Consider the following 12,106-nt stretch of genomic DNA (forward strand, 5'->3'; position numbering starts at 1 on the left):
TTAGTCCCTCCCGTTCTCTACCAGATGATCAACAGCCGCCTGCTCAATGGCTAGACCCTTCCGGTAACGTTCGATAAATAATTCAAATCCTTTGACATCCGATGGGTCCGGTGCTACTTCCTCTCCAGCGACATCGCTGAATACCTTTTGCTCCAGGAACACATCCAGACTCTCCTGCTCATCCTTATTGATCATGTACGAAGCGAGAAGCGCCATGCCCCAAGCCCCGCCTTCCCCCGCCGTGGACATGACCGATACAGGCACATTCATCGCGGCTGCAACAATCCGCTGTCCAACGACTGGCGTTTTGAACAATCCACCATGAGCCAAGATGCTGTCGATAGCGACATGTTCTTTTTCCGTCAAAATATCCATCCCGATCTTCAATGCACCGAAGGCTGTGAACAGATGGGTACGCATGAAGTTGGCCAGATTAAACCGGCTTTCAGGTGAACGAACGAACAACGGACGGCCCTTGTCGATCCCCGTAATATTCTCGCCGGAATAGTATCCGTAGCTCAGCAGGCCGCCACCATCCGGGTCTGCTTCGAGTGCTTTGTTAAACAAGACGCTGAATAGCTTGCCGCTATCGGCTTCGTATCCCATGGCCTCAGAGAATTCACGGAACAATCCGATCCATGCATTGATGTCGCTGGAGCAGTTGTTGGCATGTACCATACCCACCGGGCTGCCGTCTGGCGTTGTGACCATATCGATCTCGGGATACACTTTGGACAGTTCATTTTCCAGGACGATCATGGCAAAGACGGATGTGCCGACAGAGATATTGCCCGTGCGTTTTCTTACGCTGTTCGTCGCGACCATGCCTGTTCCGGCATCACCCTCCGGCGGACATAGCGGAATGCCTGCTTGCAAGTCTCCAGCGGGATCGAGCAGCTTGGCTCCGGCTTCCGTTAACGTTCCTGCATCCTCGCCCGCGAGATATACCTTGGGAAGAAGCTCTTCCAATGTCCATGGATAACTTCGGTCTGCGGTCAATTCGTCGAACTGCTTGATCATGGTTGGATGATAATTATGTGTGGACTCATCGATTGGGAAAATGCCTGAAGCATCACCAATTCCGATCGCTTTATTGCCGGTTAACAACCAGTGGATGTATCCAGCCAGTGTGGTCAGATTATCGATGCGAGGCAGATGCTCCTCCTCATTCAAAATCGCTTGATACAAGTGTGCGATGCTCCAGCGTTCCGGGATATTGAACTGAAGAAGATCCGTTAACTCCTTTGCTGCCACTCCAGTCGTTGCATTACGCCACGTCCGGAACGGTACCAGCAGTTCACCCGTACGATCCAGTGCAACATATCCGTGCATCATGGCGGAGAAGCCGATAGAACCGATGGTTTGAAGCGTGATGCCGTACTTCTGTTCCACATCCTTCTTCATCTCGCGGTACGCGGTTTGCATGCCCGTGATGATATCCTCCTGGTTGTACGTCCAATATCCGTCTTTCAGGAGATTCTCCCATTCGTAACTTCCGGATGCGATGGTGTCGAAACGTTCGTTAATCAATACGGCCTTGATCCGCGTTGAACCGAACTCGATGCCAAGTGAAGTAGCTCCCTTCGCAATCGCCTCTTTCGTCTGCTCATGACTCATAACCATGGTTGTCCCCTCTCTGATCGCCGTTTTAATCGCTAGGATGGTATTTACGTTAAAGGACCAAAGCTGCAACGGCTTAGGATGAATTTATGAATTTGTATAAAATGTGTACTGCTGTTGCGAACATTTCTGGTGAATAAACAGCAGCAATCCTTATTTAAGAATGCGCTTTCCTTTTCTGACAGCCTTAGTATAATTTTTGTACGTACATCTGTCAATAATATATAACATTTATACTTACAAAGAACCTGTTATTACTGTTTATCATGTCTTTTTTTGCTTGCTTAAGGGTATGCTGTAGTGTACAGTTTCATGTAATTGAACCTGAATTGTACGGTTTATTTCGGGAAATATGCTGTTTTATTTTCATCAGACTAGAATCATGCTAAAATATGTACGTACAACTATTTGAACCATAACGTTTCTATAGATGAGTAATCATGAAAGAAGTGGATTGCGTGAAGCCAAAATACCAAGTCATTATTGATGATATAAAGAGCCATATCCTTTCGGGGACATATAACGTGGGCGAACAGATCCCAACCGAGTCTGCTCTGCAGGAGAGCTACAATGTGAGCCGTCAGACGGTGAGGAAGGCCATTTTGGAGCTGTCGAACGAAGGTTTTTTGCGAAGCGAGAAGGGCTCTGGAACCTATGTCAGCAACCAATACCGATCCAGATCCGGCGGAACAACGATGAAGAAAACGATTGGTGTCATCACGACGTACATCTCTGATTACATCTTCCCCTCCATCATTCGCGGTATTGAAAGCCGATTGAACGAGGATAATTATTCATTGCTGTTAGCCAGCACCAATAATGATGTCGCCCAAGAGAAAAAAGCGCTGGAGATGATGCTCTCCTACGGGGTCGATGGCCTGATTGTGGAGCCGACCAAGAGCAATCTGTACAATCCCAACATTGCGTACTACCTTTCATTTAAGGAGCAGGATGTACCGTTTACGATGATCAATGCCTTTTACGAGGAGCTGGAGGTTCCCTTCTTCTGTCTGGATGACGTACAGTCCAGCTATCTGGCCACCCGGGAATTGATCGCCAATGGGCATACCCAGATTGGGCTTATTGCAAAAATGGATGATTTGCAAGGAAAGTACCGGATGAAGGGGTATATCAAAGCATTGGGCGAAGTCAAGTTACGGTTCCATCCCGAGCAGGTGCTTTCGTTCGATACGGCCTCGAAGCCGGATCTGTCCGCTAATCTGGAAACGTTTCTGAACGATAACAGGGAAGCTCTGACCGCCATCGTATGTTACAACGACGAGGTGGGGCTGGAAGTGGTGCATGCCTGCAGAAGGCTGGGCATATCCATTCCGGATGAGTTATCCATTATTGGACAGGACAATTCGTACATCGCCAAAAACGCCAATATTAAACTCACCACGCTAACCCATCCCCAGGAGCAAATGGGACGCGACGCTGCCGATTGGGTCATTAAGAAGCTGCAAGGCAAAAAGGATCTGCCCACCAACACCTATTACCAGCCTGTCCTGGTGGAGGGTGAGACAGTGAAGGAGATTGAAGTAGAATAAGGTACTATCCATAGAAAAAGGCTGCCATCCATGGCAGCCTTTAACGTTTTTTTTATGTTTTACCTATCCGACAATCGCTGGAAGAACCCTATTCAAGGAAAATCCTCGGGAGCATTCTTCCCATTATTTTGTTATGCCGTTCCAAAATGTCATCTCTTCAATCGGAAGACGTGTGGTTGGATGTCCCGGTTGTGATGCTTTACCGATGGCTATGAGTATAGTGGGTACATAATGATTGGGAATATCAAATGCCTGGGTGAATTTCTCCTTGTCATAACCAGCCATGGCAACGGTATCGTAACCGCGCGCTCGTGCGGCTAGCATGAGCTGCATCGATACAAGACCACAATCGAATATTACACCCTCCTTAATATATTGAGGATCCATGGATGCCAGCATTCCCTTCATATTGGTAACCAGTGTTTCCTTGACTTCTTGGGTCATGTAACCAGCTTCTACGGAAGCGTCATAAACAGAGTCCACCTGTCTAATGTACTCCAGGTCACCAAGCACCGCGATGACGGCCGAGGCATTCACCACTTGCTGTTGGTTATTCGCAATGGGAAGCAGCTGTTCCTTCAAAGCCTGTTCATTGAAGACAACGAATTTCCATGGCTGCATATTTGCACCTGACGGAGCAAGAGTAGCTTCAGTCAAAATATCTTTCAGTTCCTGCTCGGAAATTTGGAAGGCAGGATCGTAATTGCGTACTGAACGTCTTTCTTTGACAACACCCATGAAACTTTGCTCTTGTTTTGTGCTCTCCATTCCGTTTAGCCTCCCATATTTATACTGTGTGTTATTCAGCACAGTTAAAAACAAAAAAATAAACCACTTAACTGTGCTAATATAAGCACAGTATATATGCGGAATAGATCGTTGTCAATTATTCCGTTACAGGGTTCATTTTATTGGCCATATCGGCAATGGTGTATTTTTGTAAAATATTCAGAACGCTATTGTTAATTTCATCCGATATATCGCTGAACATATCATGCATCTGTAAGCCGAATGCGTGCTCACCTGTAGATTCAAGCATACCTTCACATAGAGATACATCGGTCTGGAGTGCCTGATATATATCAGCCAGTGTGACTGACTCCGGCGCTGCCTTCATCCAGTATCCCCCATCGCGACCTTCCCGGACTTCAAGAATATTTTCCTGAGCCAGCTTCGCCAATATCCGGCGGATCAACGTCGCTTCCGAACACAAGTGATCAGCAATATTGGTGCTAGGATAGCGATTTGGACTATCGGACATGAACACAAGAGCCTGCAGAGCCAAGCCGAATGCCTTGCTGTTGGATGGACAGGTATGTTTGGCCTTTTTCATTATACAGTGCTCCCTTCTTCGTGATGTAATGTGTGCATTATAGCAAACCCTTAAGTCCCATTCAACAAGAGGAAGAGGAACCGCTCTACGCTGGCAGTTTACTTCTCATTTACAGCTAAGAAGCGAACAGTAACCGTGGTTCCATATCCTTTCACACTATGATAATGAATTTCTCCACCATACTTTTCGACAATATTAAAGCAAATCATTAACCCTAGCCCTGTCCCATTACTTTTTAACGAATAAAAAGGAGTGCCTAGTGACTTCACCTCATCTTCTGACATTCCGCTTCCTTGATCGATAATTCTTATCTCAATATTATGACGACTTCTCCTTGCCGTAACAGAGACAGACATGCCCGCCTCCGACGCTTCCACTGCATTTTTGATTAAATTCATAAGCAGCTGCTTGAACTCAATCGTATTAATGAGAATCGTACAGTCTTCCTCAACATCTATATCAATATGATTATCCGATAGCATGGCATATGAACTTAGCAGACTTGTAACACTATGAAGGACATCCTTCACATCGACTCTCTCCGGTTTCAGATCTCCGTTGGGCTTCGAGAGGGTTAGGAATTGAGAAGTGATGTGTTCAACTGTATTCAGTTCGTCGATCATTAATTTAAACTTGCTCTTGTCCGAAACGTCAAAAGTGGGATCTTGCTGATATAACTGCAAAAAACCTCGAACAACAGTAACCGGGTTCCTAATTTCATGCGCCACAGCAGCGGTCAAATTAGCGATCATCTTCAAACGCTCTGCTTGTTGTACCTGCTCATAATAGAGCTGCTGCTTTTTCATCCGACTAAAGGATAAATGAAATATGAGAAACAGCATCACTTGGCTGGCTATGATATTGATTAAATTGCCTACAAGATCATAATGTAAGTATGTATACACCTGTCCCTGGTCAATTAGAGTGATGTAAACGAAAGTCAACAGAATCAGTATTCCATTTAAAAACATGGAGAAGTAAAACAATTTCATATCAAAAAACAAAATCGCAAGAGAAGGAATGAGGCATATCAGAATATAGATGGTCCAGGTATCCGGGTACAAAAAGAACAGCGTATAGAAATAAGCGAACCCCATCATAATGATGATCGTTCTGAAAACATAGGTCTCATACTTCGGATAGATCAGCAAACACACCGATATAATTGCTACACACGTAAAATGAATACCATAGCCTATCGTAATGCCCTTTAACTCAGACGTCGATAGGATAAGTCCCCACACCATAAGCACTATGATCGTTAACATGGATATGTAATATGTTCTTCGGTTTACCTGACTGTATAATTCCTTCATGAACCCACCATTTCAATTCAAATTTAATATCTTCGAATATCTTCAACACGATATAACCTTGTGCGCGGGCAAACCTAAAGGCACCCGCCTGGATGCCTATTCTACATCTCATTGTATCTTATTTGACTAACGACTTAATATAAAATTCTGTTGTTTTACGTAAAATATAGTATAGCCGTACAGTCTACGAGCCCGTACGGCTATCTAAAGTTTATGCTGCTATCGTAATCCTGATAGATTAGCTTAATTGGTTGTTGCTTTTGAGTATAGATAGAGATCACTCGCTGCTTCTTCTGCGCCTTTATCTTGATTAACGATTCCTTCATACGTGAAACCAAGCTTTTGCAAGAGCTTTATGGAATTCAGATTTTCAGATTCTACCTTTGCTTCGATTCGTTTCAGCATAAATATAGACGAATGGCCGCTTATGCTAACCTTTACTTTACCTTAGAATGACTGTAAACGAATGGAAAAGGCTGTGATTCCGATTGTAATGAAAAGAGACAAATGGACTCAGTATCGCATACTCCGTAAGGGCCCTTCTCTTGCCAAACGACTGCCTAAGACGCGGCTGCTTCGAAAGAACAATTTAACGAAGATGCTGAACCAATATCAAAGCGTCGTTGTGAAGCCTCGCAACGGACGTTACGGAAGAGATATCCTGTTCATTCATCGAAAAGGTACAAAATCCATACGTATTCAACATGAGGACCATGTTACTACCATGAAAGACACGAATCAGTTACTTCAATTGTTTCATAACAAAGACAAGGATCATGGATATGTCGTCCAAAGACGTTTGCAGCTTGCCCAGATTCAAGATCGACCCTTCGATATCCGCATTATGGTTCAACGCAAAAAAAATCCTTCATCCCCCTGGAACGTGACAGGTTCATACGCAAAAGTTGCAGAGCAAGGATACTGTGTCACGAATGTGACCAGCCGCACCATCCCCGTGCTAAAAGCATTAAAATTAGCTCATATTGGAGACCGAAGCTTACTTGTTAAGGCGGAACGAATTGCCCTGCTGGCTGCCAAACGACTGGGAGAGCACTACCCCAAGCTTAGACAGGTGGGTTTCGATATAGGCATCGACAGGAAGCGTCGGATTTGGATCATTGAAGGTAATTATAGACCAGACCTGCGCCCTTTCCGGCATGTACAAGATTCCTCGATGTATCACAGAATAATATGGTATAAGGAGCATTGAAGCAAAAAAGAAAGGTGACCCACCTTGTAGCTTGGGCAGGTCGCCTCTTTAATTTTGATCCCTATTCCCGATCATAATCGGTTTCTGTTATTTCTTGCGGCGTTTAGCAGCACTTATTACGCGTGTCACTTGGAATCTATTTACCCCGACTTGTATAATAGCGAACTGGCTGTATGAAGTACCCGAAGAAGTATACGGTTCGGCTTCAACATTTCCACTCGGTGTTCTAACCGTTGCCGTTATTCTAGTCACCAGGCAGGCCCCGCGACTAGACGCTCTCCACGTCTCATCACGCTGAACACTATAATTGTCATCAGCACAAAAGATGGATGCATACTCTACTCTCCCAACGGCATTATACGGAGTGGAGTTAACGATCTGAACAAGATCATAGCCAGCTCCAGGTCTTCTATTTCCCATTCTCAAAACCTCCTTTGTTATTGATAGTTTTATTAAATGCAATAGGAGAGCTTTTAGTGAGGTATAAAAGTGGACAAGAAACAAAAAGTACGTTTGTCCGATCGTCACCGCATGGACATGGCAGCTTACTAGATTGATTAAAATAAAAAGAACCACCCGTAATTAACAGGTGGTTCGAGGACTATAGATTTAATATAGCAATTCATTTTGAAACATTTATCTGACATGCAAACCTTCTATTAACAAATACTTTTCTATGCTTTGCGAGGCTTATATGGTTTGAATACGTTCTATATTATGAAGCTTTTGCTGCCACTGCTTTTTGAATGAGAGCTTTGGCATCGTTATTGGAGAGGCCTTGTTTTGGCTCGAGTGAATTGTTCTCTGCCGCTTCAAGAATACCTTGCTCAATCAATTGTGCCAAGGATTTAACTGCATAGGCAGATACGGATTTACCATCTTTGTAACCAGCAATAATGGCAGTAGCCTCTTTATCCAAGGCTGGATTTTTCAACAATTTAGCAAGAATAGTAGCTGCTTCTTCACGAGTAATATTACGGTCAGGATTGAAGTTGCCGCCAAAGCCTTGAATGAATCCAGCGTGAGCAGCTTCAGCGATGGCATCTGCATATGCCGCGTCAGCAGCCACATCCTTGAATGCAGGTGCTGTAGCAACTTCGTTTAGTTTCAACATGTCTACTAGCGCACTTACAAATTCAGCACGTGAAATGAATTCTATTGTTACCGGTGTTTCTGGTTGCTCTGCAGGTGCAGCGATGTTCGTAATGCGTCCTTCTGTTTTCGCTTGAATCGCGCCGCCTTTATATGCATCTACAATATATTGATAGAATACATCCAGATCGATAGGACCGGCCAGGGATGATTTAGCATCCACCAGTACTTTATAGTTATCTCCACCTGCTGCCATAAAGTTGTTCACTACAGCTGTATATGTTTTGGCAGGATCAATAGCAGTACCATCTTCAAGGCTAAGACTAGTTACACGTTCCTCAACTGGCTTATTGAAATCTGCTGTATATTTTAAACCAGAGATTTGTAGTGTTTTGGTGTTTGGCGTACCATCCGCATTGGTTCCCCATTGTTGTTCCAACAAGGTTTGAATTTGCTCACCTGTCAGCTCCAGTTTTACTAGAGTATTGCCAAACGGTTGGATTTTAGCAAGATCAGCAAAAGTCACATCGCCTTCTGGCAGATCTGCACGAATACCACCTGGGTTCATAAATGCAAAGTCAGCTTCGCTTGCGTTATCCCCGAAGTCGGCTTGACGCATTGCATCCGCAATGAGGTTCCCCAGAGGTGCTTCGTTATTGTAGGCATCTGTGCGAGTGATAGAACCATCTGTTGTACCCACTGGCTTGGTTAGCTCAGGATGCTTGTCCAATGATTTTTTTATAATTGCCAAAGATTCAGGGTCTTCTTTTACACCCTCTTGGAAAGTTGTTGTCACTGTAGCTGATTTTTCAGTTACATCCCCAGTCGTCGGGTCGATCATCAACTTAATATCTTCAAATGCTGTACCATAAGAATACGCTTGAACAATCAATTTTCCATTCACTTCACCGTTAGCCAAAGCGTGATTGTCACCTGCAACGATGACGTCAACAGGAGAGTCTGCTGGCAGAGCTTTTGCCAAATCAGCTGCTTCTCCAGTAGTTACGCCTTCTTTGGTTGTTGCTGGGTCATGCGCCAGAACGATGATCGTTTCAACACCTTGATCTTGCAATTCTTTAGAATATTTATTAACCGCTTCCACTTCTTCTTCAGCACTTAAGAAACGCACGCCTGCTGTACCCGATGGGGAAACTTTAGCCGGTGTAGATTTCGTCACCAATCCGATAAATCCGATTTTGACGCCGCCTACTTCTTTAATCACATATGGTTTAATTAACGTTTTGCCCGTGGCAGTCTCGATGACATTTGCATTTACATAATCAAATTTTGCTCCAGCATGAGTCACTTTGCCTTCTTTTGGATCAAGGCCACCAAAGATTTGTGCTTTTAATGCAGCAATCCCTTGGTCGAACTCATGGTTGCCAAGAGAACCTACATCGAAGCCCATCATGTTCATCCATTCCATCGTAGGCTCATCACGATCCAAAGAAGAAACTGGCGCTGATGCACCAACAGAGTCTCCATTATGGAAGAGTAGGGAGTTTTCATATTTGGCTTGAGCTTCTTTCAGATATGTAGCTAGAATTGGAGCTGTTCCTGCCTTTTTATCACCAACCATTGATGTGGTATCGAGCTGACCATGCAGGTCATTAATTCCGATCAAGTGTACTTCTACATCTGTGCCTGCAGCAGAGACAGGACCTACCGCACCGAATAGTTGAGAAAGTAATAGTGCAGTCGTTGCCACACGAATGGTGCTTTTCCCCAAAACTTTTTTCCATGACATGAGTTAAAAAACCCCTCTCCAATTTCTGATCCTGAGATATTTTAACATAAACCAAGTCATAAAAATCGCGAATACTATCAAATGGATGTAAAAATTTTGGAAGATTGATAGAGAAGGAAGCGGGTCTATTTTATTGGAAGATGACAAACTTCAAGTTCTTTTCTTTTAAGTGTTTTAGAATAGCGGGCAGTGCTTCTAGTGTGTTCTTGTTCTCGTGCAGCACATATACGCCCCCAGCAGCTTCCACCTGGTGAAAGTATCGAATGATGTCCTCTGGCTTCTTCGCATTCCAGTCCTCTGGATCCCGATTCCATAGGAGAGTCTTCATATTCAACTTCTTGACCTCGGAGACAAGTTCGTTGTTTATCGCACCGTATGGTGGCCGGAACAATGTAACCGTATTATGCGTCAGTGATTCTATAACGCTGTTTGTCTTCGACAAGCTTTCGCTCTGATCCTGAGGAGTAGCTTTCGGAAGCAAACTGTGATCCCAGGAATGATTTCCGATCCCCATTCCATGTTCACTCGCATAGATAACGGCGTCCCGATTGCGTTCCACCTTCTGCCCTACGAATAAGAATGTTGCCGCTACCTTCTGTTCTGTCAGAATGTCCACAAACTGCTTCGTAAGCGCTGAAGGTCCATCATCAAAGGTTAAAGCCACATACCCCTTCGGTAAACCAAAGAAGGACTCCTTTTCATCAATATCGATGACTTCAACGAATGCTTGATTGGTACTAGGCCGATCCGATACTTGAGATATGACCAATTGTTCCGTTCTCGCAGCCGCATCGGTGACTTTGGACTTGTATGTATTGCTTATAGATACAGGATCCACCGCTGATTTTGGAGCATCTGTCTTTTCCTCTGCCTGTGCCACTCCGACTGGACTGCTAAATGAATCTGCAGAGTTGTCATTCCCTTTCGAAGTGATAGATAGAACAATCAGCAAGCCGGCAGTGAACAGAAACAGAACGAGTATCTTAGGCATGTGTACAGAGAATTGCCGCAGGAGATGCGTCCGCTGCTGAGCGGGTTCCTCTATGCTGTCTCCCTGCCCTCCATCTTCCATCACTACGGACGGAAAGTTCCTGATCCGCTTTATTTCATTTATGTATGCTTCACTGCACGCAAAATACTGCACATCCCGGGAAACATCTGTGGATCTGGTTATGGAACTATACAAGGTATTTCGGTAAGGATCCCACTTGGCATAAGGAGAGAGTCTGATCCTGTCTCCGTTCATGGGCTGTAACACTTCAAGTCCAATATATGTAAACTCATCAATAACCATTTCGTATGTAGCTTGCCTATCATCTTGGGTCACAACGACCGTGATCTGATGTACACCATCCGCGGTCTTCCCAAGCGATAACAGCTCTATTACCTGCGTAATGTATGTCTCCATACCACTCGTCCTCTCTTCCGATCAGACATCACTTTTAATCGTTTGGAGATTCCTCGGTTTTCCCAGCGTTCGATGCAAACGGAGATGTCAGTCTGTTCGTAAAGTCATTTACCACATTAAGCAGATGCGTTTTCTCCTGGCGAAGAGTATCGAATTTCTGCTTCATTTGAGTGAGCTCGGATTCAGATCTTACATTCTTCTCCTCAAGCTCGCTGATTCTCTTATTCTTATCGGTAATCATCTCATTGTGTTTCTGAAGCAGGCCAGCATAATTCTGGCGTTCGAGTTCAATGACACCTTTTAGCTCCTCATTTTGACCAGACATATTCGATTGGAGCTCCCGATAGTCTTCCAGCATCTGATCAACCTTCAAGTTCTTATCGGCCAATTTCCGCTCCAGCTCCAAAATGCTCTTCTCCCGCTCCTCAATGACCTTGCCCAAGTTCTTTAGATCTCTGTTCAAGCGATCATTTTGTCCGTTCGCATGGTTTAGTCGATCCTGTACATCGTTATGGCTCATCTCGACATGCTGCTTATCCTTAATCATCTGCTCTACGGCGAACAATAGATCAAGCGAGCTTTTGTCCATATGGGCCTTATTTATTAAAACAGAACCTGAATGCTCTTCCTTTACTTCGGAAGTAGTCGAATTTTGTGAACCTTCCTCTTGCGGCTCGTCCAAGTCCCTCTTTATGCCAAGGTCCTCTCTCGATTGCTGCTCAAGTCTACTCTTCTTCTTTTGGAACGGTGAAAACATATATTAAATCACCTTTTCTAAGAAAATGTTGATAAATGTCGATTCATGAAATATTACTGCATATTAATTATCG

10 protein-coding genes are annotated in these 12,106 nt (G+C 44.3%); 2 read left to right on the forward strand and 8 right to left on the reverse strand.

What is annotated here, in order from left to right; all coding sequences use genetic code 11:
• Entirely contained in the window at positions 1-1,617 is a 1,617-nt protein-coding gene (locus F4V51_RS28395; RefSeq protein WP_153980464.1) for a xylulokinase, read from the reverse strand.
• A 461-nt stretch (positions 1,618-2,078) separates the two neighbouring features.
• Here F4V51_RS28395 and F4V51_RS28400 point away from each other — a divergent pair, with 461 nt between their 5' ends.
• Positions 2,079-3,170: a GntR family transcriptional regulator gene (locus F4V51_RS28400; RefSeq protein WP_153980465.1), complete on the forward strand. Its 1,092-nt coding sequence runs from the start codon at positions 2,079-2,081 to the stop codon at positions 3,168-3,170.
• A gap of 123 nt (positions 3,171-3,293) precedes the next feature.
• Here F4V51_RS28400 and F4V51_RS28405 read toward each other — a convergent pair whose 3' ends face one another.
• The 3 genes from F4V51_RS28405 to F4V51_RS28415 all read right to left on the reverse strand — a co-directional run bounded on the left by F4V51_RS28405 (position 3,294) and on the right by F4V51_RS28415 (position 5,819).
• Entirely contained in the window at positions 3,294-3,938 is a 645-nt protein-coding gene (locus F4V51_RS28405) for a nitroreductase family protein (protein WP_153980466.1), read from the reverse strand.
• A gap of 118 nt (positions 3,939-4,056) precedes the next feature.
• Entirely contained in the window at positions 4,057-4,503 is a 447-nt protein-coding gene (locus F4V51_RS28410) for an RrF2 family transcriptional regulator (protein ID WP_153980467.1), read from the reverse strand.
• Between the two features lie 98 nt (positions 4,504-4,601).
• Positions 4,602-5,819 (reverse strand): sensor histidine kinase, encoded by a 1,218-nt coding sequence (locus tag F4V51_RS28415; protein ID WP_153980468.1) that lies wholly within the window; start codon positions 5,817-5,819, stop codon positions 4,602-4,604.
• Positions 5,820-6,285: 466 nt separating this feature from the next.
• Here F4V51_RS28415 and F4V51_RS28420 point away from each other — a divergent pair, with 466 nt between their 5' ends.
• Entirely contained in the window at positions 6,286-7,029 is a 744-nt protein-coding gene (locus F4V51_RS28420) for a YheC/YheD family protein (RefSeq protein ID WP_153980469.1), read from the forward strand.
• Between the two features lie 87 nt (positions 7,030-7,116).
• Here the strand turns inward: F4V51_RS28420 and F4V51_RS28425 are convergent, their stop codons facing one another.
• The 4 genes from F4V51_RS28425 to F4V51_RS28440 all read right to left on the reverse strand — a co-directional run bounded on the left by F4V51_RS28425 (position 7,117) and on the right by F4V51_RS28440 (position 12,033).
• Positions 7,117-7,449: a hypothetical protein gene (locus F4V51_RS28425; RefSeq protein WP_153980470.1), complete on the reverse strand. Its 333-nt coding sequence runs from the start codon at positions 7,447-7,449 to the stop codon at positions 7,117-7,119.
• Between the two features lie 295 nt (positions 7,450-7,744).
• Positions 7,745-9,868, reverse strand: coding sequence for a bifunctional metallophosphatase/5'-nucleotidase (locus tag F4V51_RS28430; RefSeq protein ID WP_153980471.1), 2,124 nt, complete (start codon positions 9,866-9,868; stop codon positions 7,745-7,747).
• A 130-nt stretch (positions 9,869-9,998) separates the two neighbouring features.
• Positions 9,999-11,276: a polysaccharide deacetylase family protein gene (locus F4V51_RS28435; protein ID WP_153980472.1), complete on the reverse strand. Its 1,278-nt coding sequence runs from the start codon at positions 11,274-11,276 to the stop codon at positions 9,999-10,001.
• A 34-nt stretch (positions 11,277-11,310) separates the two neighbouring features.
• Positions 11,311-12,033 (reverse strand): hypothetical protein, encoded by a 723-nt coding sequence (locus tag F4V51_RS28440; protein WP_153980473.1) that lies wholly within the window; start codon positions 12,031-12,033, stop codon positions 11,311-11,313.
• Positions 12,034-12,106: the final 73 nt, after the last annotated feature.

The organism is Paenibacillus xylanilyticus, from assembly GCF_009664365.1.
Taxonomy (GTDB): Bacteria; Bacillota; Bacilli; order Paenibacillales; family Paenibacillaceae; genus Paenibacillus; species Paenibacillus xylanilyticus_A.

Coding starts and splice junctions, on each gene's coding strand:
- F4V51_RS28405 (WP_153980466.1), bottom strand. CDS start 3,938: ATGGAGAGCACAAAACAAGAGCAAAGTTTCATGGGTGTTGTCAAAGAA.
- F4V51_RS28410 (WP_153980467.1), bottom strand. CDS start 4,503: ATGAAAAAGGCCAAACATACCTGTCCATCCAACAGCAAGGCATTCGGC.
- F4V51_RS28435 (WP_153980472.1), bottom strand. CDS start 11,276: ATGGAGACATACATTACGCAGGTAATAGAGCTGTTATCGCTTGGGAAG.
- F4V51_RS28430 (WP_153980471.1), bottom strand. CDS start 9,868: ATGTCATGGAAAAAAGTTTTGGGGAAAAGCACCATTCGTGTGGCAACG.
- F4V51_RS28440 (WP_153980473.1), bottom strand. CDS start 12,033: ATGTTTTCACCGTTCCAAAAGAAGAAGAGTAGACTTGAGCAGCAATCG.
- F4V51_RS28420 (WP_153980469.1), top strand. CDS start 6,286: ATGGAAAAGGCTGTGATTCCGATTGTAATGAAAAGAGACAAATGGACT.
- F4V51_RS28415 (WP_153980468.1), bottom strand. CDS start 5,819: ATGAAGGAATTATACAGTCAGGTAAACCGAAGAACATATTACATATCC.
- F4V51_RS28425 (WP_153980470.1), bottom strand. CDS start 7,449: ATGGGAAATAGAAGACCTGGAGCTGGCTATGATCTTGTTCAGATCGTT.
- F4V51_RS28395 (WP_153980464.1), bottom strand. CDS start 1,617: ATGAGTCATGAGCAGACGAAAGAGGCGATTGCGAAGGGAGCTACTTCA.